Here is a 24640-nt window from a genome sequence, read left to right as displayed (position 1 = left end):
GTTTATGTCTGGCGACAATAGCGACGTGGCACCACCTGAATCCATTCCGAACTCAGAAGTGAAACACGTTAGCGGCGATGGTAGTGTGGGGTTTCCCCATGTGAGAGTAGCACATCGCCAGACTCCCAATTCTAAAAAGCCCTTCTCGTAAGAGAGGGGCTTTTTTACTTTCTAAGGCATTAAAAAGTCGTTCTGCAAAAGTTTAGTAGTAGCAATACATCCTCTGGCTGGGTTACTACAGCCTGCTCTTCCATGCGCTGTGATTTAGACGAGCGACGCAGAGCTTGGCAGTTAACCGGCTTCAGTTCAATGTGATAGCCGACCAATCATTGGGGCACAAAGCCTCAACTCGGTTGCTAGGTCAATATACAAAGATCTTAAGTTAGACAGTTGTTCAATTTCTGATTGAACGATAGCAGCAGGTGAGAGGTTAGTTAAATCTCAAGAGGATGCTTATTGCTAGGTCGTTGGATGATCACGACCTACTATGGCGATCTGATCAATAATTAAATGGGCGTTTGCCCATTTAATTATTTTTATACGGTGCTGAGTTACTATGGCTTGGCTGTAAACCAACCGTTCACTGATAATCTAGGTGCTCCCGCATAGGGGGCCACAAAAGTCACGCTTTGAATATGCTTAACATCGAATAGGTGCAAACTATTGAAACCCGGCGCCCATGCGTCACGGGGAGTACCGTCTTCTTCGAAGAATTGTAATAATCCACCCCAATCCGGATGCCACTGTGGTGTCACATTTATAACGAAAGATACACGGCGTTGTTCAATTTCCTGTATATCATTGTGGCGGGTTAAAAAGTGGCCAGGGTAATATTGTGTTGCTTGAGCGCTGGCAGCGACGATGTCTTCGTGCCCACTAATATCTCTAATCCACTGAAGTGTTTTTTCGCTATTTAGCCACGTATATAAATCCCTGAGTGTCGCATTTTCACTGGCTTTGCTCACCTTACGCTGACCGTAAATAAAACCAATTCCTTTGGTTGCATTGCTTTGTGCTTGCGCTAAAAACTCTTGACGCTTCTTCTGGTCAAAAGCTTCCCACTCAGCTTGGGTAATATTCATGTATTGGTTGTTGTGGGTAATCGCGATGTCGTATTGGAGCTCGTGGCCTAATACCTGATGAAGAGCATTAGCCTGTTGGTCTTCGAATAGATTTTCTATTTTTGCACGGTTGTCCTGTTGATATGCGGTCTTGCTAGCCGCAAAGTCGAATTGGGTATTAAAACTAAAGCTCATTTTGACCATTATTAGTTATTGATTTAGGAAGACGGTACTTTATCAAACTTGGGTAAATGGAACCAAATTTATACTCTGCGGATTTTCAGGATATTTCATATTTCCGGATCATTATTCCACGTTTGTGTCAGCGCGCTAAAAAGTAAGGTCGTAGGTTTTAATATGTGCAGAGCTAAAAGAGCAGGTATCGTATTCTTAACGGCAAAAATGAAAAAGGCAAAACGGCTAAGTGTTAACAATCACTATTTTGTTGCGACCACTGTTTTTAGCTTGGTATAAACCTTCATCAGAACGATGAAGGATACTTTCAACTGTGGAATTCTGTTCGACGCTGTAAATACCTATAGAGAGGGTAAGCTCCCACTCCGGTAATTGTAATCGCTTGGGGATCTTCTGTACGATTTGCGCAAATGACTCCATACGGTATGCCGTATCTTCCGCCGTTGTTCGAGGAAATATGAATAAGAATTCTTCGCCGCCAATACGCCCTAAAATATCGGAGTCCCTGAACGTGTCGTCAGCGACGGTTGCAAAGCGACTTAATACGGCATCTCCAGCACTGTGACCGTAGGTGTCGTTTAACTGTTTAAAAAAATCAATATCTATCATCGCCACAGATAATGGCTCTTTATGCCGCTGCGCTTGAGATAAAAGGTTTTCTAGGCTCTCTAGCACAAAATGGCGAGAGTATAGGCCGGTTAGTGAATCATGGTGGGCCAGTCTTTCAAAGCGCGCCTTGCTGCGTTTACCGTTGTAGTAAAGAATGAGCAATATCACGCACAATATCACCACAAAAATAGTACTGACAGCCCAGAGCAACTGGCCTTGGTTTTTAGCCATAATTAATGCAATTTGGCGTTCATTCTCGGCGCTTAAAAGTGCATTGTTGGCTTCTTGTTTATCCAACTGAAAGGCTGTACGCATGCGCTGAAATTCAGACTCACTTTGTTGCTGACGATATAATTGCGCTTCTTTTTCTGAACGCGCCAGTAATTCGTATGCTTCTTCAAAACGCTTCATCAACGCTAGAATGCGTGCTTTCAGCATTTGGCCATCTAGTTGGTGAGGGCGCATAGATTCGCCGGTGACGTAACTTAAGGCTTTTTCAACGGCAGCAAGGGCCTGCTCATAATCGCCTTCTTGAATAGCTAATTCAGTCAGGATCATATGGGTGTTTAACATCATGTAAGGATTGTAAGTGGTGGAAAAGATATCAATAGACTGCTTCAAAAATGTTCTGGCTTGTGCGAGATCGCCTTGCGTCGCATATAACGAGGCTAATTCTTTAAGAGTGTAAGCCTCGCCCTGACTATCGCTAATTTGTATTGAGAGTGCGAGCGACTCCTCCAGTTCCTTCTTTCCTTCAGACAAATTACCGAGTGCTATGTAGGCTCTTCCCAGCCCGTAGGTGGTGTTACTCAGTTGTAACCACTTCTCGTTTGTGCGGTAGTATTCTGATGCGTGATTAAAGTAGTCGATGGCCTCAGTATTGTCGCCTCTGTATTCGTATACTAATGCGATATATGAAGCAATGTGGCCTTTATCATAAGTTCCTGGAAAGTCGGATAAATGCTCGGCTGTTTGCAATTGATTGAGCGCAGAGTTGTTGTCACCTAATGTAAGATCCAATAGGCCCTTACTGATCATTGCGTTTTGCAGCAACGGCATATCTTGTTTCTCTTGCGCCCATGCCAGTACTTCATTGACTAACGGTAAACCTCTTTCTGCCGTTCCCGCTAAATCGAATGCGTTGGCTTTAGCCAACAGCAATTGATTGTACAGCCAAGGTTGAGCGGCTTTATTTGTTAACGTTAATCCCTGATCAGCGTGCCACAACGCTTGATCGGGTTTTACTTGAGCGTAATACGCTTGGCTTAACACATATAACCATTCAGCTCTTGATGTCGCGGAGTTTGAAGCGTCGTTATCCAGCGCCTTTAAATGATTTAGTGTGTCAGTGATTACGGGGCGCGGATCCGCATCCAGTGCTTCCAACTGTGTCTTAATTTCTGCCGGCCAATCAGTGTAGAGCGGTTCTTTTATTTGCGCGGACGTGTCATTCATCGCCAAAGCGGAATGGGAACACGACGTTATCCATAGGCAAAATAACGCGATTATAAAGTACGGTTTACTCTGCAATTGTGCATGCCTGCTTTAGGGTTGATTGAGACCGGTATTACAAAAGAATAGCTGCATTACGGTAAAGCAAGCAATAAATCCAATCAATAGTTCTGAATCAACAAGTGTGAATTGTTATTTCTGTGTTTTCTGATTTGATAGGGCATGGGTTCATTTGATAACAAGTTGGTTCACGTTGCTTGATAATATGATTGCACCTGAAAGTGGTAATTTGTGTGAAGTTGCTACGGGGATTTACTGGCTGCGTATGCCCCTGCCGTTTGAATTAGATCACATCAATTTGTATTTGATCCAAGACGGTAATGATTATGTTTTGATTGATACCGGTATCCATACCAAGGCAACTAAAGACATATGGTTAGAATTGCTGGAACACTATGGTATTCGGATTTCACGTGTCATTGTGACGCACATGCATCCTGATCATATTGGCAATGCAGGTTGGTTAACTGAGAAGTTTCATATTCCGTTGATGATGAGCGGTGCGGAATATTTTTCAGCCCGTAGTATTCGGGCAGGCTCTCAAGGCGCATCTGAATGGGTCGAACATCAATTCCTTCATCGCTGCGGATTGTCTGAAGAGTATATAGTGCGAGCGATATCCAATCGTTCAGGCTTTGCCAGCGCAGTCAGTCCTATCCCTACAAGCTTTCATCGCCTGGAACATGGTCAATGTATTCAAATTGGTGAGTTTGATTGGCACGTGATGGTCGGCAGAGGCCATTCACCGGAACATGTCTGTTTGTTTAACGAAGCGCAAAATATACTTGTTTCCGGCGACCATATTTTGCCGCAAATATCGCCGAATATTGGCGTATATAGCACTGAACCTGATGCCAACCCCTTGCATCTTTACCTAACAACGCTGCAAACCTTTAAGGCACTGCCAAAAGATACATTTGTGTTACCTTCCCACAGGATGCCTTTTGTTGGTTTGCATGAGCGTATAGATGAACTGACCAGTCATCATCTTTCTCATATTGAAAATTTACTTACCCATTGCGAAACACCGAGAACAGTTGTGGAGTGTTTACCCATATTGTTTTCCCGTGAATTGACCAATCAAGCTATGTTTTTTGCGGTAGCAGAAGGCATCGCGCATTTAAATTACCTGGTTTTTGATGGTCGTATTCACCGGTACTTGGATGATGATGGGGTTTATCAATATGTACGGAAAACATAAGCGATGTGCAAAAGGGACTTAATAGCACTGCTGGTACTTTTGTCTGTGTGCGCTATGCTTTAGCGAATCAGTTAGCTAACGGTAAAGGATTTCCATGAGTAAGCTAATATTGTCTTTGGATGGCGGCGGAATTCGGGGCGCTGCTACCACGCAGTTTTTATCTAACATTGAACACGCTTTGTGGGATCAAGCACATGTGCGCATAAGGGATTGCATAGATTTCTATGCAGGTACCAGTACTGGCAGTATTATAGCGTTAGCACTAGCAACCACTTCTTTGTCGATGACTGATATCAATCAGTTGTACAGTGTCGAAAATGCAAAAAAAATCTTTTCTGAAAACCGCGGATTTTTGGAATTTGATGGTCTGAATGCGCCCAAATATGCTGCTGATCGTAAAAGAGATGTTTTGCAGCAAAACTTCGCTGATGCGCGTATTGGTGACGTACATCAGGACAAACATGTGCTGTGTGTCTCCTATGGCATAGAAAGCCGACGTCCTTTCGTGATCAAATCTACCAAAGAAGATTATTTGCATTTAAAGTCAGCGGATGTAGCAGATGCATCAAGTGCTGCACCGACTTACTTCCCGACTACCTCTTTGAAGATGCTGGAAAATGAATTTGCCCACTGGTTGATAGATGGAGGCGTTGTGGCGAACAACCCTACAATGTGTGCTATCGCTGAGGCCCGGAGAGTGTGGCGTTCATTGCCGTTTGATAAATTAAGGGTGATATCGGTCGGTACTGGCTTTAGGACGCGTAAGATAAATGGTCCAGACTCTCAACACTGGGGCTCTATTCAGTGGATGACTAAGGGCAACATTATAGACATTTTATCTGATGAAATGGTGGTGGGTTATCAAGCAATCACGATGATCCCAAATGGCAATTACATTCGGGTTAATTCGCAGTTGCGTAACCAGCCGGGCCTTGATTTTCCTCCCGATGACGCGATGGATGACATCAGTGAAAGCAATATTGACAAACTGAAACGAATGGGCGATTTTTGGTTTGAACAATATGGTCAAGCGGTTGTCGATCTGATGTTAGAACAATATCAAGGCGACTCTTTGGATCGTATTGATGTTAAAACAGGAGAACCTATTGTCTTCGGATAATTATGCCTTTCAACATCATGGTGAATTCGTCACGCGGCGCAGTGGACAATTGTTATTGTTTGCCGGAAGAGGGCCATGGAATGACCTAACCATGAAAACCGGCTCTCGGGATATGGCAGGTTATATAGAACAATTCGATCACAGTAAGCCATGGGCCCAAATCAGTTGTATTTACGGTGAAAGTCTCATGCCGCCGTCGACTTTTGATTCTTTTACAAAACACACCGTTATTCGAAGACAGATTGGTTTGGAAGAGCTGGCAATTGCCATTATCGACTCTGATATCAGGCATACCATCAAAGCTCAGTTGCAAGAAGCCTATGCAAAAGCCGACGTTGAATTTCGCTTCTATTCTGCAATTGAAGATGCCATTCAAAGCCTAGACCAAACCAAGTATGGTTTTGACCTAGACTACGTAAACCGTTTTTTTCAAGACAACCGCTTTTAGCCGCGGTTAAAGTGAGGCTTACTTATAAAGTAGCTTTGTCGGCCAAACTACCCACTTCAAGCAGTGGTGAAGCATCAATATCTTCTGCGTCCATCATGCTTGCGATACGTTGCATAGTGGCAACCATTTGGCTCTGTTCCCATTCTTTTAATTGCGAGAATCGATTGATGAAATGCTCCTGAAAAGGTAGCGGGGCATCGAGCAATATCGTTTGACCTGCTTCGGTTAAGAATAGGCCAACTTTACGTTTATCTTCGGTACTGCGCACGCGTTGTACAAGCTGTTTGGTTTCTAATCGATCAAGAATGCTGGTAACCGTAGCGGGGCTCAGGTTTATGTTTTCAGCCACTTGACGCACCATAATCCCGGGCTGTTTTCCAATATTTTGCATGACCAGAAGTTGAGGTCCCGTCAGGCCAACGTCACGACTAAGCTGTTTTGAGCGCATATCGATCGCGCGAATGACACGACGCAGTGCGACTAACAGTTCTTCATCTTTTTGCATAGTGGTATCGTCTCGTCAGACAGCTATTGTGCACTACTCACCTTTTATTATCTCAGCATGTGTAAGAAATGAAGGTGCTTGTGATAATGCTCAATAATGTCATTAATTACTGCAAGCTTTGACCATCCCATGATGTCGTAGTCTTGGCCACCTTCTTGCAGATGAACTTCGGCACGATAATATGATTGTTCATCATGGCTGTCTATGCTTTCTGTTTCAGGTGTTACAAATTCAGGCTGGGCATGTTTACGTCGATATACGGCATAGACAAAATCCTGTTCTTCTCCATGCTGAACGGAGAGCGATAAACCATGTTCTGTGCTGGATATCTTGGCCTCAATATGGTGAGTTGCGAGCTCTGTAGATACCGCATTGAAGGCGGCTTTTATTGTTGATGAAATGTATTTGTCTACTGCTCGCTTATTGGGGTAATCGACAATATTGTGCAGTCTTTCCCGCCATGCCGTTGCACTCTCTGTTGGTTGTAAGGGGATCGTATTTAATTGCAAGCTCTCGCGTTTAAATCCTTCCACGCGAAGTGCTTTAATCAGACCGAACATGGAAAGCGTCAACACGATAGCAAATGGCAACGCTGAGGCGATGGTCATGGTTTGTAACGCGGATAGGCCTCCTGCGGCGAGTAATATGGCGGCAACAACTCCGACGCCGACAGTCCAATAAATACGTTGCCAAACCGGCGTATTATTGTTGCCGTTAGAACACAGCATATCAACAACCATTGCCCCAGAGTCACACGATGTCACGAAAAAGATAACAACCATGATGATCGCTAAAAATATCAATACATCTGAGAAAGGGAAATGTTCTAAAAATACGAATAATGCAACGGATGTGTTTTGATTGACCATGATGGCCAACTCTTGCATCCCTTGAGAATGGACAAGGTCTATCGCGGTATTCCCGAAAACAGTCATCCAAAATAGGGTAAAGGCCGTTGGAACGAGCAAAACGCCCACAACAAATTCACGAATAGTGCGCCCACGTGAAATACGCGCAATAAATAGCCCTACAAAAGGTGCCCACGCTAGCCACCACCCCCAATAAAATATGGTCCAGCCGCCAATCCAGTCAGTAGGTTCATAGGTGAATAAATTGAAAGTATTGCGCACGATGTCTGACAAATACGCACCGATGTTTTGCAAATAAGCTTTTAACAAAAATACCGTGGGACCCAGAATGAGAATAAAGGCCAATAGTAAGATGGCGAGTATCATGTTGGTTTCAGACAGGCGGCGTATTCCTTTGTCCAGTCCCGATACAACAGACACTATAGCAATCGCAATAATGCCAGCCATTAATATGATTTGGTTGGTATTGTTAACCTCCAATCCAAAGAGATAGTTTAAACCAGAGTTAATTTGAGAGGCACCCAGTCCGAGTGAGGTGGAGACACCAAATATGGTACTGATAACGGCAAAAATATCGACGATGTGGCCAGTCCAGCCGTGAATCTTGTCCCCAATAAAGGGGTATAGAGCCGAGCGCAGCGTTAAAGGCAAACGATGACGGAAACTAAAATACGCTAGCACAAGTGCTACGATTGCATAGATTGCCCAGGCATGAACGCCCCAATGGAAGAACGTCGTTTTCATGGCCTCCTTAACCGCCTCTACACTGCCAACTTCTGCGGTTGGAGGCGCCAAATAGTGCATGAGGGGTTCTGCCACCCCGAAAAACATCAAGCCGATGCCCATTCCGGCGGCAAACAGCATTGATAGCCATGTGGTAAATGAGTAGTCAGGCACTGCGTGATCAGGACCTAGACGAATGGCACCGTATTTGGATAGCCCCAGATACGATACGAGTATTAATATAACGGCTACCGTTAGTACATAGTACCAACTACCGTTTTCTACGATGGTGGTCTGGACGATATCGAACGCATGATTGGCTATTTGTGGAAACAAAAAGGCAAAGGCAAGAAGGATAGCGATAGCGCCAGATGCAGGATAGAAAACACGGCTATTCAAAAAACTCTCAGAGGGCTTTTCCACAGATACTCCTAAGACTTAGGTATTTCATCCGTTAGCAAATCACGAGTGGGTAATTGGCAAGTTTAGACGGTCAATGTTCACCAGTATAGGTAATTCAGCATAACATTTAAATATCATTTCTATTAGCTAGAGCACGATGTAAAAATAATGCGAAGCCTAATCAAAATTCACTCAAAATGGATCTTTAATGGCTTTTTGTGGTAATAATTTAATTAGTATTGAACTTAATGGGCGGTTTTTAACTACTCTATAAGAATCGTATACAAATTATAATCACTACAACCAAGGTAAACACACATGAACCGATCGAAGTTGAGCTGTGCAATCGTGAGTGCACTGGCGGCTATGCCTGCATATTCTCAGGATTCAGCACCAGCTGTGCCGGGGAAGGCGCAAATAGAAACTATCGAAGTTACCGCAACGAAGAGAACAGAATCTATTCAGGAAATTCCTGTGTCAGTTACGGCGTTAAATGGCGAAGCGCTGGAAAATCTGGGCGTTGATAATTTTCAAGACTACGTCGAGTTCTTACCCAATGTAGTGTTTCAGGGCACGGGCCCTGGGCAAAACGAAATCTATATTCGTGGTGCCGCTACCACTCAAACCAGTATCGCTGTTTCTTCGGTACAAGCGTTACAACCTTCAGTTGCTTTCTATTTAGACGAGCAACCCGTGAGTATGCAGGGGCGAAACCTGGATATTTTCGCGACAGATATGGAGCGGGTTGAGGTATTGCCTGGACCTCAAGGTACTCTTTTTGGTGCAAGCTCTCAGTCAGGTACGGTACGTTTGATAACTAAAAAGCCCGATCATCTGGGCTTTTCTGCGGGTGTTGATACTAATTTCGCGTTCACCAAAGGTGGGGAAATGAGTAACACTGTTGAAGCATTTATGAACTTTGCTCTGACTGACGACTTAGCGGTTCGCGTTGCCGCGTATAATGAGCGTCAAGGTGGATGGATTGACAACATTCTCAATGATCCCAGTAACGGCGGTTATGGGGGAAGTGCTGTTGTTATCGACCGTATTTCAGGAGGGGTTCTAAGCGACCCGGCTAATACGCCAGTCGAAGCCCCGAATAACGATGCTCTGGTCGAGGAAGATTTTAACGATGCAGTATATTCTGGTGCTCGCTTTGGTCTGTCATACATTTTTGATGACCAGTGGAAGCTGTTGGTTCAACACACAGAGCAAATCTTATCTACTGAAGGTGTGTTTGCCTACGACCCGAACCTAGATGGCGAATCGTCTGTAAACCGCTTCGTCCCAGAAGATAATGAGGACGAATTTGGTTTAACTACCTGGACGCTTGAAGGTCGTTTAGAAAAGTTGGATGTTGTGTATACGGGGGGCTACTTAGACAGACAAATTGACTCAACAATCGATTATACAGGATATACCAACGGTGGATTATTTGCTGCCTACTATGTGTGTAACCATTATGAGGCTGCAACCCCAGCCGATGAACGTTGCTTAGATCCGACGAAATTCTATAAAGAAGATACAAATACCAAGCGCTTGACCCACGAGTTTAGAATAAACACATCATCTGACAATGACTGGCGCATTACAGCTGGTGTTTTCTATGACGAACAAGAAGTTGCCTCGGTTGGTAAATTTCAGTTAGGAAATACCGATTTAGGCTTCTTTTCTAGTTTAGCCAGAACAACGGTTGGTACCGAAGGTATTAACAGTAATGGTGGGCCTTTTGAGTCAGAAGTCAGTTTTGTAAATGACGTCACTCATGAAATCAATCAATTGGCCGTATTTGGACAGTTGGAATACGATTTAACCGATACAGTAACAGCGTCTTTCGGCGCGCGTTGGTACGAAATAGAAGATATCTTTAGAGGTTCGACAACCACTGTAGATGTTACTCGACGGATCCGTGCCTTTGGCACTTTAGACCCGAATGAGCTTGCAGCAGTCGGCGAGGACCCTGCATTAATCCAGCAGGCAATCGCAAATGGTCAACTTGAAGTCGGATTGCTTGATGACGATGGTGTGTTAACCGTTGATGACATTATCTTTAAAGCGTCTTTGGACTGGCAAGTTAGTAAGGATCTTCTGCTCTTTACGACTTACTCCGAAGGATTTAGGCCGCCGGTTACTAACCGGGTTGGTGGCGGACAAGCAACTAATCAGAATGGTGCTTTTGAAGGCTTCCGCATTCCTGTTTATTCACTGACTGATACATTAGACAACTATGAAATAGGCATGAAAGGTGATTTCCTTGATGGGATATTGAGGATAAATGCAACCGCCTATTATTCAGAGGTGACGGATCTACAGACCTCTCGATTCGACCCTACCAATATCAGCTTTTTGGTATTTACTGACAATGTGGGTGATGCAGAAATAAAAGGGCTAGATGCTGACATTACATGGCTAGCAACAGATGATTTAGTTGTAAATGCATCATTTAGTATGCTCGATACTGAATTAACGCGTATCAATCCAGAGCTGCAAGGGATCGCACCGGGAGTTGGTAGCGAACTACCTTACTCAGCAAGTTTTTCGGGTAATTTACGGGCTCAATATTTCTATGAGCTGCCCGATGGCCTAACTGGATACGTAAATGGCTCGATCGCCTATACCGGTGACCGCTTGGCCAGTATGAAAATGGATGCTTATGTTTTAGAAGACACGACGCAACTTGTCTATGGCGCGGGAACGGGCTTGTCGATCCAACAGGAAGCGGCTGTTTATGAGGGGGTGACTTACACCGATTCCAATGGACAGGCGTTTAGAGGCGGACGATATATTCAAGATAGCTACGCTATTGCAAATATAGCGTTTGGTATTACTAACAATGAGTGGAAAGCAGAGCTCTACATCGACAATTTAACCGATGAAAATGCGACTCTGTATATTGATAATCAGCAGTTCACCCCGAAAGTGGTTACGAATCGCCCTCGCACTATCGGCGTTCGTCTGTCATATGACTTTTACTAACCAACTTCGCTCCTAAACTGAAAGGCAAGCATTAGCTTGCCTTTTCTATTTTTACTAGAAGTTCGGTAGTATTAATCTGCAATGTTGGATAGGAAAAGAAACACTGTGAGTCAAACCGTTGAAATAAAGCAAGCGATCGCTAGAGGGCAATTCGAGGATGCTATTAAAAAGGCCGAGCATGCACTGCAAAACGAAACGAATGCTCAAGGTGTGGATGAATTGCGCTATTTTTTAGTGGTAGCCAAGCGTCTTTCCGGGAAATATGAACAAGCGATACAGTGTGCCACTACCCTCTTAGCTGATAATTCTGAGTATGCTCGAGCCTATCAGGAGCTTGGGTATGTATATCAGGCACTGAATGATACGCCCAATGCCGCTATTAATTTTTATCAGGCGACAAAACGAAATCCCGCATTGTTGGCGAGTTGGCGGGCCTTAGTTGGTTTGTATCAACAAATGGGAAACACGCAAGCGGCGCAAATAGCGCAACAGCAAGTGGCACATTTGAGTCAGTTACCCAGCCCCATATTACAAGCAAGAGACTTAATGTATGAAGGTCAGCTACAGTTGGCTGATCAGTTATGCCGGCGGTATTTGCAAACAGATAAAACACACGCAGAAGCCATGTTGTTGTTAGCTGAATTGGGTATTAAATCCAAAGTCTACAATGAAGCTGAGTTTCTTCTTGAAACCTGTTTAGAATTGCATAAAGAGCATTTAGGGGCCGGCCTTGAGTATTTGAAACTATTGAGCAAAATGGGAAAATTCTCTCAGGCATTAGGAGTGGCGAACCGTTTACTGGAGTCTCACCCTGAACACCCAGCTATCGAAACCGCGCGCGCTAGCGCGCTGGTGGGCGTCGGCAGGGTGGAAGAAGCAATCCCTATTTATCAACATCTGTTTAGTCAAAATCAAACCGCTGGAACGGCGCTGCTACTGGGGCACGCACTAAAAGCACTAGGGCAAATTTCTGACAGTGTCGCTCAATACAAACTCGCATACTCATTAAGACCAGAATTTGGCGATGCATATTGGAGTTTAGCCAATACTAAAACGTATCAGTTTAGTGATGATGAAATGGCACTCATGCAACGCCAATTGGAGCGACGCGATATTGAAACTGATGACCGAATTCATCTGCATTTTGCGTTAGGTAAAGCATTTGAGGATCGCGCTGCTTACGCTGAATCATTTGAGCACTACACGTGTGGGAATCGACTTAAGCAGGAACAGATTAACTATTCACCCGCTATCTTCGAGCAACAGGTAGAAGCACAAATTGAAACGTGCACGCCTGCACTGTTTAAGCGTTTTGCTGATGCTGGCGATCAACACGCTGATCCTATTTTTATTGTCGGGCTACCACGAGCCGGGTCGACTTTACTGGAACAGATACTGGCTAGCCATTCTATGGTAGATGGCACCATGGAACTGCATAACATACTAGGTCTTGCATCACGCTTGCAGGGCAGAAACAATCAATACCCCAAGCGGTTGCCTGATTTGTCACCTGAATGGCTGGCAAAGTTCGGAGCTCAGTATATTAGTGATACAAAAGTCTATCGTGCTGGGGCCGCCTACTTTATTGATAAAATGCCCAATAACTTTCTGCATATTGGATTAATAAAGTTAATTTTGCCCAACGCCAAAGTGATTGATGCACGTCGACATGCAATGGCATGCTGTTTTAGCGGCTATAAACAGTTATTTGGCGAAGGTCAGGAGTTTACTTATGGGCTCGATAGTATAGGCCGTTATTATCGAGCATATGAGAAGCTCATGGATCACTGGGATGAAGTATTGCCAGGTTTTGTGTTGCGTGTGCAGCACGAAGATGTAGTGAACGATCTCGAAGTGCAGGTTCGCCGTATTTTAGAATTCTGTAACCTACCGTTTGAATCTGGGTGTGTAGAATTTCATAAAACTAAACGATTGATAAAAACGCCGAGCTCTGAGCAAGTCCGCCAGCCGATTTATCGCAGTGGAATAGAGCAATGGAAGCACTATGAGGAGTTTCTATTACCGCTGCAAGACGTATTGAATGGTCGCAGTAATCAGGGGTAATAAGGCATTTTTTGCTAGTAGGCAGTTGATATTCGTTGCAAGGCTTTAAATTTTGTCGCGTAGTGCCTGTAATCTGATAAAGATATGGCATATGCTTAGCGTTTGAGAATTTATAAGAAAAAGGGAAACAGGCATGTCGTTAGATATCAATATTGAACTCAATGAAAGTGATTTAGAGCACTTCAAGAACTTGATGACCGCTGCGATTGATAAGGCAAAAAGCTTACCTGCAGAAACAATTATCAAACGTGCACAGGAAATGTGTGTAGAAATGGAGCAAGCGCGAGTACCTGATTTTGTAGCCAAGCGTTTGGTTTCATTGGAAATGTTGATCCAAGCCGTACAAGATGAAGATTGGCAGATGCCAGAAGATGAGCGTATTGAAGTACTGACATCTCTTGCTTACTTTGCTGAGCCGCATGATTTGGTGCCCGATAGCATCCCAGGGTTAGGTTACTTGGATGATGCTATTATGATCGAGTTGGTTATTAGAGATTTGTCTGAAGATCTAGAAGCTTATCAAGCATTTTGCGCATATCGCATCACGGAAACCAACCGTCGTGGTGGTGACTCAACAGTCGATCGTGAAACGTGGCTTGAAGGAAAGCGCAGCGAGCTGCGTTCGCGCTTACGTCGTAACAAGTCTACTTCTGGCCGTCGTCGCGTATTTTCTCGCATTATGTAATGAACGTAGCAACGGGTAGGACGTTAAAGTTCTACGACTGATTTTTTAAAAACCCGAAGCATGCTTCGGGTTTTTCTTTTGCCTTACCTAGTCCCTCAAACGGCAATAAAGTTGCCGCTTCAGGAAACTTTAACTATAACTTAGAGAAAGCTTATACCTTAAATGCTATGATGCAGCCAATTGCATTAGCCGAACATTGATGGGTGAAACGTTGACGTTTACTTCCGCTGTTTTAAAACTGTTTAAAGGCACGCTGCTGGTTATGCCGATTGCGGTTTTAGTTGGTGTTTCTGGACAGTCAGAAACACATGCTGCGGAATCAGCTGAAAAATACACTATCGTATTGCCTAATTATGCCAATCGGCCGGATGCGAATCATTATGTTCAAGATCTGGTAAGTCGTGCACTCGCAACTCAAGGTGTCGGTGCTGAATTTGACTATTACCCGTTGCCAACGAACACCAAGCGGACTCTCGTTCTGCTCGGAAAGGATCCTGAAATCGATATGACGTGGTTACCTGCCACGAGAGAGTATCTAGATACCATCAATTATATAGCTATTCCACTTTATCAAGGATTACATGGCATACGTTTGTTACTGATAAACGCTAGCAATCAAGACCGTTTTAAAAATGTAGACACGTTAGAGGCGCTATCTGAGCTTGTTGGGGTTCAGCATAAATCATGGTCTGACACACGTATTCTCATGCAGAACGGGCTTACGGTGAGCGGAGAGCTGGATTATGACAACATGGTGCGTGCCATAGGCTCTGGATTTGCTGACTATTTCCCTCGCTCTGCTATGACTATCGAATTTGAACAACGAAAGGTGGCTGACCGGAATATCATCATTGAGCCTCAACTCGCGTTGATATATCCAAGTTATTACTTGTTGTACGTCTCGGACCGACAGCCCAAGTTATTTGAAACGTTAAACGCTGGTTTCGATGAAATCATTGTATCGGGAGCGTTTGCGAAGATTTTTGAAGAGTATTTTAGTCATCGCTATGAAAATCTGGATTTAGATAAACGGCGTAAATTTCAGTTACGTAATTCAGATATTCCTTCAGATGTGAATCAAGTGTTGGAAAAGCGGATCCTCTTCCCAAGTTTACAAATCGCCGCGAACACGCAAAACCAGTGATTGCGATAGTTATCCGCCGAGTCTAATGCAATAAATTTCTCAGGGCGGTTTGTGCTCAGTGCGACTTCGTGCAGTCGATTAAATTTTGCTTACCGCGCATTGCCTGTAATAAAAAACGGATGAGTCGCTTAACGTTTGGTTGCTGTTTCTTGGTTGGGTGAGTCAAGATCCATAAGTCGGCATAATGTTCTCGAGCCTGAGCAAACTCTACTAAATTAGGGAAGCATCTCGCAATGTAGTGTGCGCCTCTGATCATTCCCATTCCATCGGAAGCGGCTTGATGGCGCATGACTAAATCTCCAATCGACAGCGAAAGCGGAGCGTTTGGAAAAGGGGTATCGCTGAGCCAAGAGGGTCTTTTCGTCGTATTGGCAGTTATCCAACAGACTTCTTCATTTGTGTGTTTGTTGAAATAGTCCTTGTGCGCAAAGTAGCCAAGCGAAATTGGATATAATCGATGACCCACTAAATGTTCATCGGGATAGGCAGAAGCGCGGATGACCACATCTGCTTCTGATTTTTCGAGGTCAGAGAGCGTGTAGGTGGCATTAATCGATAGCGTAAGCTCAGGATTGCGAGCCTGAAATTCGTGTAATTCCTGCATTAAAACAAACTGCAGAATAGCCGGCGGTATGGATAAGTTAACTTGTTGATTTAATTGTTTAATTGAAGACTGTATCTGATCTAGATGGGACGCTAAGCATGTATCCATATCTTCTGCAGCACGAACAAGTTGTAGACCTAATTCAGTAAAGGTTACGCGCCCGTGTGAGAACCGACATATCGCTTGATTAAAGCGTTGATGTAAGTTGTTAAGCCTACGAGATACGGTAGAGTGATTTACCCCTAATATTTTGGCGGCGCCTCGCAGTGTATTGGCGCGTTTTAATGCCAGCAGCAGTTGAAAGTCGTCCCAGTTTTTCATGCCTACAACACAATAGTTCCTATCAGATTAAAGTAAGGTGTTTTTAGCATCATGTACAGCAAACGCGGATATTTTCCATTCTCCTTCAATTAGATAGACGTAATAGCTCGCGCCAACTCGGTTAAACAATTCACCAGAAGACGTATAGCGTTCGGCGATGTTACTCACCAACGCGATATTTTTATCGAGAAAATGAATGTTCACTTTGCCCCACTTTACGTGATCGACACCATCGTTTTTCAAACGCGATAAGAAAACCTGGACTTGTTCATTCAGTTGCGTTTGTGTGATCACGCTCGGTTTTGAGCTCGATGACATCAACATGAGAGTGTCGGTGTAGAGTAGAGGGCTCTTTGGTAAGGCTCCGGTTTTAAGGTAGTGATTATATTTACTCATGTAGCTGTCGAATAATTTGTGGATTTTTGACTTTTCTGTTTCCGCCATTAATGGGGTGCTGAAAGTAAAGATAATGAATAGAATGGCTGCTCTCATATTAGGTTGCTCCAAGTGTTTTTTTAGAGTCTAACAAGCAAATTTAAATTTTCAGTGGATTATTATGTGATTGTATCGTTGCGATTTTGCGCCAGCAATAAAGGTGAATAATTCATTTCACTTATAACTAGTGCTCATCAAACAGCGTTTTATTGCGAATGTATTTGCGCATTAAGTGATAAGTAAAAGGCCTTAACATCCAACTTTGCAGTGATTTCAGGAAGCGAATATGAGTGGGTGTGTTTTCATATATTTGGTCATCATGTAACCACAGCATCTTGCCCACATGCCAAAAGTAGTAGGGAAAAGGCGGCATAAAGGTGACGATATCGAGATCACAACAAATACGATAGGTTTTGCGATGCAATGTATAATATTTAGACCAAGATAGGCTACCGACAGCCGGTTGGCCAAAAGTGACTACACGTTTCACGGTTTTGGTATATAACCGTTCATAGTAATCCGCCATCAGCGTAGCAATTGCGCCGCCAGAGGAATGTCCGATAAAGGAAAAGCGTTTGCCTTGTTGTCTTAGAGGCTCCAACTCATCAATGAGTAATTTCCTCAGTGAACGAGGCCGTTCGCGTTTTTCACTGTCTGCATACGCGGGGTTGTTTAATAACCTTTTAAAGGCCCAATGGATGTAAAAGTGACGATCGACTTGTTCAATTTTACTCGGTAAACAGAAAAAGTTAGCCAGCCAATCCTGCCAACCTTGCGACCCTCGAAAGACAATGATGACCTCTTTCTTATTGTCCATCCACAAAATCCTTACACTCATCCTACCGTTACTGTCGTGTAATTGGCGTTCATGAAATGGCGATAGGACGTCGTTATATTGTACTGTGCTATCGGGGTAGGCTAGTTGACACAAAATGGCGTAACGTTCGTATTGATAGCGCTTGAGCTTTTTCATTTAAGGAGCAGTTACAGGCACAATTTGGCAAGGGTACTACTAACATAATCATTCGACTTTACAGTCTGATGACAGATGCAATGTTAGAATAGGCGTTTCATGGGGGCTAACGTGATAGTGCGTTAAAGCTCTGGGCTTGGTTTTCCGAGCAAGTACCCTTGATAAAAATCACAACCTAGCTCAATGAGGTGTTGCAGCTGCTCTTCTGTCTCCACCCCTTCAGCGACGACTTGCTTATTTAGCCCTTTGGCTAAGTTAACGATGGCCGTTACCACGGAATTGTCTTCAGAGCTCACTAACATTTTATCAACGAAGCACTTATCTATTTTGATCGTTTCGATGGGGAAACGTGTGATGTAGCTTAATGACGAGAAGCCTGTTCCAAAATCGTCAAGAGATAGTTCAAATCCGAGTTGTGCAATAGCCTGCATTTTTTCATGCAAAGCGTCGTCATTGGCTAGCATCAAACTTTCGGTGATTTCCATTTTAATGCGGCTTGGGTCAGCCCCTGTTTCGGCAATAATATTTTGTACCATCGGTATAAAACCCGCATCGTTGAATTGCACAGAGCTAACGTTTACTGCAATCGTTAAGGCCTGACGCTCAGGGATAGAGGCCCAAGAAGCGACCAATTCGCAGGCCTGAGTTAATACCCAATGGCCTATAGGAATAATAGAGCGCGTTTCTTCGGCTACAGGAATAAAATCTACTGGAGATACGAAACCTAAATGTTCGTTTGTCCATCGTAATAGGGCTTCGTAACCTGTCTTTTTTCGGTCTTTGTCAAAGATGGGTTGATAATAAATTTGGAACTCGCTATTCAGCAGTGCAGAGCTTAGTGCCTGAGTTAATTTAGCCCTCTTCTCAAGGTTATCTTCCAGTTCCTTTTCATAAAAGCTGTGATTATTTTTGCCTAGTCTTTTTGCGTGGTAGAGCGCCATGTCAGCTCGTTTATAAACCTCAGTAAATTCGCCTTGATGATCATCAAACAAACTAATGCCAAGGCTAGCCGTTAAGTTAACGTTGCTCTTACCTGTCGATATAGGTTTTTTTATGGTTTCATTGATGATCTCGGCAAATTTTTGGGCCGCATGCGACGCCTTGGTCTTGTCATCATTCAGCGACCAGAGGATCACCGCAAACTCATCAGCGCCTAGACGTGCGAGAAAGTGAGGCGTTGATATATTGGTTTCTAATCTTGCAGCAACGCTGAGTAGCAGTGCATCACCAATATGGTGGCCAAGGCTATCATTGAATACGCGAAAATCATCCAAATCAATTAGCAAGAGTGCATGATACCCCCGACTCTCTGGTATGTGGTTATAGCAAGCGTTTAGCGTATCTTTAAGTTGTTGACGATTGGGTAAATTGGTTAATTCATCAAAGTTGGCAAGCCGTATAGCGGCCAATTCAGCTTCTTTGCGTCCCGTGATATCAGCGCGAATAGCAATATACTTTGTGGGCTTTTGCGCTTTGTCGAGCAACGGCACTATGGTTGTACTGACCCAATATAAACTTCCGTCCTTAGCGCGATTGCATACTTCACCTTCCCAAGGTTCACCATTAGATATGGTTTCCCACAAATCCCTAAAAAATGATTTCGGATGGTGACCTGAATTAATTAACTTGTGTGTTTTGCCAATTAACTCTTCACGCGAATATTGCGAAATCTCACAGAACTTGTCATTTACACTTTCAATCACACCATGTACGTCTGTTACCGCGACAATGGCATGTTGATCAAGCGCTTGTTGCAGCTCTTTGGTTTCTTGTAGTGCCTTGAGCTTTTCAGACTTTTCTTGTCGGATAACGTCGTAAGGTAAGCGCATTTCTTCGACGAATATAGAGCGAAAAATGACCACAGCAGCAACGATCTTAAATGCATGTGCCGTTAGTATGTTAAGTTGTGATGGCGAATCATAATTAATGATTAGGAATGAACATATTGCCATGCTGTAGGCTGCAAGCGATAAATATATAGATTCTGCTTCGTCAGCTTTGAGTCCTTTATAGCAGAATAAAGCCGCAAGCAGTAAACTAACCGCCGTGAGAGCAGACTCATATATTGACTTAAAGGGCGTAACCCCTTGCCCGATTTCAAATAATCTAGGAAACCACTCCAGATGATAATTCCCGACATAAATAACCGCACAACAAGTAATGCCTGCAGCGACCAACCAATAACGCGTTTTGCCTTTTAATTGAGTATTTACAAGCAGCAGGGCAAAGGTCATTAGTTCTGCTGTTCTGCCGGTAAACCAAAAGAATATAGCCTTTTCAGTTGATGTGTCGGTCACTAACGGTGGCATGCCGGCATACGACACGCCGTGATAGTAATCAAGAATAGCGACAAGGGTTAAGCCAAAAACCAAAACGTTTGCTTGAGGCGGACGATATTTACTCGGTTGAATGCACACTACTACAACAATCGCAGCAAATGTGAAGGTCGAAATCAGCTCAGAACTGAGGTGAAGTATTAAGTACTGTTGATTGAGAAAGGATACATTGGCTGAGAAAAATAGTGATGCAATGATGGCGCAACCGGTAAGCAAGATCATGCTGCCGAGGTAAAACTGTTTTAGGGAGCCTACAGAGTGTTTAATGCTTGTACTCATCGATCAATGTCACCACCTAGAGCTAGTGCTAGCTCATAACTCCTATTCTCAAGAAGACTCGCGAAATCATTTTCTGATCACCGCTTATTGTTTCAATCAGTCTTAAAGGACTAAACAACAAAAATATCCCAAATCTAAGGGAAAGTATGCATCAGCCTAGCGTGAAAAAATGAGAAAAGCGAATTGATTAGTCTGCCGAATGGCAATGGATGGCGGATAAATGAAAGTTTGGTGATGTAAATCAAATATTCAATTTTTCGCTTCGCGATATATACGGATTTACACCTACCACTGATGTGCTGCTGTAATTCATGCATAAATTTGCGTTGCAAAAACTAAAAAGCTAATAAATTCATCCGCCTAGTATGGCTGTGTAGAGAGAAAATGAAATATGAGTTGAACATTTAATAAACCGATCACATAATATGACCATGGTCATTTAAAGGTGTTGGTGTATGAATTGGAGAGCAAAGCAAAAAGAAGAGTTGGCTGATCATTTGTATGAAACGTCAATTTCGTTGTTTCAAGAGCTAGGTTATGACACCACCAGTGTCAATAAAATCTGTGACGCGGCTGGTGTTGCAAAAGGTACTTTTTTTAATCATTTCCCGACGAAAGAAGCGGTGCTAGTGCGTTACATCACGTTAATTACGGCTGATGCACTGAGTGATTGCAGAGGCTCATACGGTGATTGCGCAACAGACAACATACTCAAGATTTGTTTGTCTTTATTTCGTCACGCTCGCAAAGATGAATCGCTGTTTCACGCAGTATGTCGCATATCACCCCATCATAAAGAGTTACGAGATTTAGAATTGAAACTAGACGCTGATATCGTCGCGGCGCTTACTGAGCAAGTTAATTTAGGCATTCAAAATGGTGAGTTTGCAAGCCAAACAGAAGTTGATGTCTTAGTGCCTTTATTGCTTGCTGCATTGACTGCGACGGCACATGAGTGGGCATTTTCTGAAGAAGAGTTTAACCCAGAAACAGAAATATCTAGGCGCGCCACCTTTCTATTGAACGCGATTAAAGGGGAGAAATAACGATGGCTACCATTTTTCGTGTAACAGGGTACTTGGTCATGCCCTTACTGATCATCTTAGCGGCTTTTGGGGTGTATCAATTATTGCCCAACCCGTATGGTTTGAAATTCTGGTCACTTACCATTCTTTTAGTGGCAATAACTGCAGGCTACCTTCTTTGGTTGGGTAAAAGCAGCAATGCAATAGGCAGGCATAAACAAGCAAAGACCTTGTTCTTTTTTAGCTTTCTACTTCCTTTTTTAGCAGTGATCTTACTTTGGGATTATCGTGTTTTGGTATCTCCATCTTCACTACAAAGTTTAACCGGAACTGAGTGGCAACAAGATTTAGATCAGTTAGCGTCGAATATTAAAACCCTTCACCCAAACGCTATGGCGTTGGTTGATGAGCGTACCTTTGACGAACAAGTGAAAGAGATTCGCTCAGGTATTGAAGCGGGATGGAGTGATACCAAAATTAAGTTAGCTTTTATGCACTTACTTGCTCAAATCAATGATGGGCATTCAATTATTCCTCCACAGCCTGCTATCGACTTTCATATATTGCCGATCATCATGCATAAATTATCTGACAGCGTGGTCATTGTCGAAGCGGGTAGGCATTTAACCGATCTCAAAAATAGTAAGGTTATCGCTGTCAATGATGTGCCAATTGAAGACGTCTTTTCGAAGGTAGAGCCATATATTGGTGCGGAGAGCGTCGGTAATAAGTGGGACCGTTTTGCACTTTACGGTGCAATGGCGGAGCTTCTCGAAGAGGTTAGCGTGAAAGCTGTGAATGAAGATGTAATATTGACTCTCGAAAAGGATGGAGTGCGCTCACAGCAAACGGTAAAAGCAGAGCCTTATTACCAGTGGGCAATGATGTATTTCTCTCGTAGTAAGGAAACAAGCGATAGTCCATATGTACACAACATGTTTACTACCCACTTTTGGACGCGATATGACGAAGATTCACAAGCTTACTATGTGAATATCAACGAATTGCAGGATGATAATCGCTTCAGTGTGGAAGATTTTGCGAACTATCTGAAACGTCAGTTTGCAGAGAAATCGATTGAAAAAGTGGTCATTGATTTACGCCAAAATCGTGGTGGGGATAACTTTAAAACCAGACACCTGGTTGAAGTTATACGTAACAGTAATGTCGTCAATCAACATGGAAAACTGTATGTGTTGATTTCGGGGCGCACATATTCAGCTGCCGCTAATTTTGTTTCATTACTTGAACGCCAAACCAATGCGATTTTTGTTGGAGAACCAACCGGGCAAGGTGCAAACCATTATGGCGATAGCAAAGGATTCACGCTCAGGCATTCGGGTATTTGGGGGGCAATTTCCCGCGTCACATGGCGTGGCAGCTTTAAAGAAGACACTAGCGATACTGTTAAGCCTCATATCCCGGTTCGCTATACCTATGATGACTATGTGCAACAACGAGACCCTGCTCTGGAAATCATTCATGGCGATCAACAATTAGGCTTAGTTGCGCTAACGGAGATACCAACGGCAAACCGTTATCTTACTGATGATGGTCAGCTAGTTTGGTTTGATAGAACGCCTGAAGGTCAAGTTCAGCTTCGCGTTGACGATTTTTCTCGAGTTTCACTCAATAGATTGTTCGTACCCTTGTATGAGGCCCGTGGGGGAATGCATCCACACCTAAGAAATTTATCAATCGAAACGGTTGATGGAGAGTTAGCGCTGGATTGGGCAGGCAAAGATATTCAACTAACAAAGGTCGGAAGCGACTACAAAATGCCTTTCTCGCTATTTTACAGTGACGATGTTAGCGAAATCGAAGATGGCGTTAAGTTACTCAAGCAAGCTCCTGAGTATGCGTACTTACAAGCGGGTGGCGAAATTTTCTATCGCGTATATGGATATGGTTTCTACAACAATGGGGAGCCCGCCAAAGCCGCAGCGATATTTGAATATATCCGTTGGTTCAATGAAGACAACACGTATGCGTGGAGTCGATTAGGAATGGCCCAATTTAGATCGGGAGACATTTTATCAAGCATATTCAGTTTTAACCGAGCACTTGAGCTTAATCCGAACAATACCACGGCATCAGACATGATGTACCGTTTACAACAGGAGATGCCTCAATGAATACCATACAATCATTCGGCGTAGATTTTATCTTAATGTTGCAAAGCCATCAGGGCTCTATTGGTGGCCTGATGGATGTGCTTTCACTTTTTGTAAAAGCTGAGTTGGCGATGGTCTTTTTAATGCCACTGCTGTTCTGGTTAGTATCCCCTCGGCTGCTGGGCCCGCTTTTCTTACTCATGATGTTTGAAATAATGCTGGGCGATATTTTAAAAGTGGTACTTGCACAACCAAGACCCTTTTGGCTTAGTGATGCGTTGCTGCCATTGGATGCTGTGACAAGTCTCTACAGTAGTCCAGGTGGCTATGCCTCATTTGCGACCGTGTTTTGGGGGGCTTTATTTTTACAAACGCGTAAACGTTGGACGTTAATTGTTGGTATTCCTTTTGTGTTATTGACCAGTCTGTCCAAGATGTATCATGCTTCAATGGCACCGGATCATATGCTGTTAGGGGTTCTGCAAGGCATTATAGTTCTTATGCTGGTACAACGTTTTAAAGATAGACTGACAGCTACTTTCTTAAACGCAAGTGTTGCGAAATTGGGAGTGATTGCAGTTGGCTTTGTTGGCGCAATGTACGTCGCAATAGGTATTGCGTTCTGGCTCCACAGTCATTACCAGATCCCTTTGCAATATTTAGAATACAAAATGGTACCGGCACATCGATTAGCGGGTGGCGGGATTACGCTAGCTGCAGGTCTATTTGTAGGCGCCGCAATTGGCTATAAAAAATATGTTAGTAGTGGCGAGTATGATTTGTCTCTAGTCAGCGTATGGCACAAAATAATGTTGGCCGTTATTGGGCTTGCCGGAATGATTGTTATTATGGCTGTGTTACGTCCAAATTTAGCTGGTTCCGCGGATTCGCGTGTTAGCGAATGGTTATTCAATATGGTATTCAGTTTTGCCGCAGGATACTGGGTATTTTATGGTGCATTGTCTACTTATCTCGGAAACTTTTGGTTACCCCGACATAAAATAAACTCACCGGCTTAACCTCGCATGTATAAAGCCAC

At 43.6% G+C, this 24640-nt stretch carries 18 protein-coding genes and 1 rRNA gene; 11 read left to right on the top strand and 8 right to left on the bottom strand.

What is annotated here, in order from left to right; genetic code table 11:
* The first annotated feature begins 7 nt into the window (after positions 1-7).
* Positions 8-123, top strand: a 5S ribosomal RNA gene (rrf, locus tag CSH93_RS17135).
* A gap of 431 nt (positions 124-554) precedes the next feature.
* Here the strand turns inward: rrf and CSH93_RS17130 are convergent.
* Entirely contained in the window at positions 555-1256 is a 702-nt protein-coding gene (locus tag CSH93_RS17130) for a 2OG-Fe(II) oxygenase family protein (RefSeq protein WP_164078403.1), read from the bottom strand.
* 225 nt (positions 1257-1481) lie between these two features.
* Positions 1482-3320 (bottom strand): tetratricopeptide repeat-containing diguanylate cyclase, encoded by a 1839-nt coding sequence (locus CSH93_RS17125; protein ID WP_100644584.1) that lies wholly within the window; start codon positions 3318-3320, stop codon positions 1482-1484.
* Between the two features lie 229 nt (positions 3321-3549).
* On the opposite strand from CSH93_RS17125, the gene CSH93_RS17120 reads away from it, so the two are divergent.
* The 3 genes from CSH93_RS17120 to CSH93_RS17110 all read left to right on the top strand — a co-directional run bounded on the left by CSH93_RS17120 (position 3550) and on the right by CSH93_RS17110 (position 6146).
* Complete coding sequence (locus CSH93_RS17120; RefSeq protein WP_240615647.1) at positions 3550-4578, top strand: MBL fold metallo-hydrolase; 1029 nt, start codon at positions 3550-3552, stop codon at positions 4576-4578.
* Between the two features lie 94 nt (positions 4579-4672).
* A complete protein-coding gene (locus tag CSH93_RS17115) occupies positions 4673-5698 on the top strand; it encodes a patatin-like phospholipase family protein (protein ID WP_100644583.1) in 1026 nt (341 codons plus the stop codon).
* Positions 5685-6146, top strand: coding sequence for a hypothetical protein (locus CSH93_RS17110; RefSeq protein ID WP_240615646.1), 462 nt, complete (start codon positions 5685-5687; stop codon positions 6144-6146). The genes CSH93_RS17115 and CSH93_RS17110 overlap by 14 nt, the downstream gene beginning before the upstream one ends.
* A 22-nt stretch (positions 6147-6168) precedes the next feature.
* Here the strand turns inward: CSH93_RS17110 and CSH93_RS17105 are convergent, their stop codons facing one another.
* Together CSH93_RS17105 and CSH93_RS17100 are read right to left on the bottom strand one after the other, a co-directional pair.
* The gene (locus CSH93_RS17105) at positions 6169-6651 is read right to left on the bottom strand and encodes a MarR family winged helix-turn-helix transcriptional regulator (protein ID WP_100644582.1); all 483 of its coding nucleotides are present in this window, start codon (positions 6649-6651) and stop codon (positions 6169-6171) included.
* 47 nt (positions 6652-6698) lie between these two features.
* Positions 6699-8666: a BCCT family transporter gene (locus tag CSH93_RS17100; RefSeq protein WP_100644581.1), complete on the bottom strand. Its 1968-nt coding sequence runs from the start codon at positions 8664-8666 to the stop codon at positions 6699-6701.
* A 297-nt stretch (positions 8667-8963) separates the two neighbouring features.
* On the opposite strand from CSH93_RS17100, the gene CSH93_RS17095 reads away from it, so the two are divergent.
* The 4 genes from CSH93_RS17095 (at position 8964) to CSH93_RS17080 (ending at position 15514) form a co-directional block, all read left to right on the top strand.
* Positions 8964-11621 carry a TonB-dependent receptor gene (locus CSH93_RS17095; RefSeq protein ID WP_100644580.1) on the top strand — a complete coding sequence of 886 codons (2658 nt, stop codon included), beginning with the start codon at positions 8964-8966 and terminating at the stop codon, positions 11619-11621.
* Between the two features lie 105 nt (positions 11622-11726).
* Positions 11727-13685 (top strand): tetratricopeptide repeat-containing sulfotransferase family protein, encoded by a 1959-nt coding sequence (locus CSH93_RS17090; protein ID WP_420807268.1) that lies wholly within the window; start codon positions 11727-11729, stop codon positions 13683-13685.
* A gap of 133 nt (positions 13686-13818) precedes the next feature.
* Complete coding sequence (locus CSH93_RS17085; protein ID WP_100644578.1) at positions 13819-14370, top strand: YkvA family protein; 552 nt, start codon at positions 13819-13821, stop codon at positions 14368-14370.
* 199 nt (positions 14371-14569) lie between these two features.
* On the top strand, positions 14570-15514 hold the full coding sequence (locus CSH93_RS17080) for a substrate-binding periplasmic protein (RefSeq protein ID WP_100644577.1): 945 nt from the start codon (positions 14570-14572) through the stop codon (positions 15512-15514).
* 55 nt (positions 15515-15569) lie between these two features.
* Here CSH93_RS17080 and CSH93_RS17075 read toward each other — a convergent pair whose 3' ends face one another.
* From CSH93_RS17075 to CSH93_RS17060, 4 genes are all read right to left on the bottom strand, one after another.
* Complete coding sequence (locus CSH93_RS17075) at positions 15570-16439, bottom strand: LysR family transcriptional regulator (protein ID WP_100644576.1); 870 nt, start codon at positions 16437-16439, stop codon at positions 15570-15572.
* 27 nt (positions 16440-16466) lie between these two features.
* On the bottom strand, positions 16467-16931 hold the full coding sequence (locus CSH93_RS17070; RefSeq protein WP_100644575.1) for a hypothetical protein: 465 nt from the start codon (positions 16929-16931) through the stop codon (positions 16467-16469).
* 127 nt (positions 16932-17058) lie between these two features.
* The gene (locus CSH93_RS17065; protein ID WP_100644574.1) at positions 17059-17847 is read right to left on the bottom strand and encodes a lipase family protein; all 789 of its coding nucleotides are present in this window, start codon (positions 17845-17847) and stop codon (positions 17059-17061) included.
* Between the two features lie 122 nt (positions 17848-17969).
* Positions 17970-20462, bottom strand: a complete 2493-nt coding sequence (locus CSH93_RS17060; protein WP_100644573.1) for a bifunctional diguanylate cyclase/phosphodiesterase — start codon at positions 20460-20462, stop codon at positions 17970-17972.
* Positions 20463-20917: 455 nt separating this feature from the next.
* Between CSH93_RS17060 and CSH93_RS17055 the strand changes: the two genes are divergently transcribed.
* Genes CSH93_RS17055 through CSH93_RS17045 form a run of 3 tightly spaced genes read left to right on the top strand, consistent with a single transcriptional unit; the run spans position 20918 to position 24620 of the window.
* Positions 20918-21508 (top strand): TetR/AcrR family transcriptional regulator, encoded by a 591-nt coding sequence (locus CSH93_RS17055; protein WP_100644572.1) that lies wholly within the window; start codon positions 20918-20920, stop codon positions 21506-21508.
* A 2-nt stretch (positions 21509-21510) separates the two neighbouring features.
* Complete coding sequence (locus tag CSH93_RS17050; protein ID WP_100644571.1) at positions 21511-23622, top strand: S41 family peptidase; 2112 nt, start codon at positions 21511-21513, stop codon at positions 23620-23622.
* Complete coding sequence (locus CSH93_RS17045; protein WP_100644570.1) at positions 23619-24620, top strand: phosphatase PAP2 family protein; 1002 nt, start codon at positions 23619-23621, stop codon at positions 24618-24620. Before CSH93_RS17050 ends, CSH93_RS17045 begins: the two co-directional genes overlap by 4 nt.
* Positions 24621-24640: the final 20 nt, after the last annotated feature.

The sequence above is a fragment of the Neoalteromonas facilis genome (assembly GCF_002807665.1).
GTDB lineage: Bacteria > Pseudomonadota > Gammaproteobacteria > Enterobacterales > Alteromonadaceae > Alteromonas_E > Alteromonas_E facilis.
The sequence above is the reverse complement of the archived record's forward strand: the minus strand, read 5'-3'. Positions and strand labels throughout refer to the sequence as shown.

Excerpts from the sequence above, each read along its gene's own strand:
- CSH93_RS17080 (WP_100644577.1), top strand. The coding sequence starts at position 14,570 with ATGGGTGAAACGTTGACGTTTACTTCCGCTGTTTTAAAACTGTTTAAA.
- CSH93_RS17125 (WP_100644584.1), bottom strand. The coding sequence starts at position 3,320 with ATGAATGACACGTCCGCGCAAATAAAAGAACCGCTCTACACTGATTGG.
- CSH93_RS17050 (WP_100644571.1), top strand. The coding sequence starts at position 21,511 with ATGGCTACCATTTTTCGTGTAACAGGGTACTTGGTCATGCCCTTACTG.
- CSH93_RS17105 (WP_100644582.1), bottom strand. The coding sequence starts at position 6,651 with ATGCAAAAAGATGAAGAACTGTTAGTCGCACTGCGTCGTGTCATTCGC.
- CSH93_RS17095 (WP_100644580.1), top strand. The coding sequence starts at position 8,964 with ATGAACCGATCGAAGTTGAGCTGTGCAATCGTGAGTGCACTGGCGGCT.
- CSH93_RS17065 (WP_100644574.1), bottom strand. The coding sequence starts at position 17,847 with ATGAAAAAGCTCAAGCGCTATCAATACGAACGTTACGCCATTTTGTGT.
- CSH93_RS17060 (WP_100644573.1), bottom strand. The coding sequence starts at position 20,462 with ATGAGTACAAGCATTAAACACTCTGTAGGCTCCCTAAAACAGTTTTAC.
- CSH93_RS17055 (WP_100644572.1), top strand. The coding sequence starts at position 20,918 with ATGAATTGGAGAGCAAAGCAAAAAGAAGAGTTGGCTGATCATTTGTAT.
- CSH93_RS17045 (WP_100644570.1), top strand. The coding sequence starts at position 23,619 with ATGAATACCATACAATCATTCGGCGTAGATTTTATCTTAATGTTGCAA.
- CSH93_RS17075 (WP_100644576.1), bottom strand. The coding sequence starts at position 16,439 with ATGAAAAACTGGGACGACTTTCAACTGCTGCTGGCATTAAAACGCGCC.
- CSH93_RS17130 (WP_164078403.1), bottom strand. The coding sequence starts at position 1,256 with ATGAGCTTTAGTTTTAATACCCAATTCGACTTTGCGGCTAGCAAGACC.
- CSH93_RS17115 (WP_100644583.1), top strand. The coding sequence starts at position 4,673 with ATGAGTAAGCTAATATTGTCTTTGGATGGCGGCGGAATTCGGGGCGCT.
- CSH93_RS17070 (WP_100644575.1), bottom strand. The coding sequence starts at position 16,931 with ATGAGAGCAGCCATTCTATTCATTATCTTTACTTTCAGCACCCCATTA.
- CSH93_RS17085 (WP_100644578.1), top strand. The coding sequence starts at position 13,819 with ATGTCGTTAGATATCAATATTGAACTCAATGAAAGTGATTTAGAGCAC.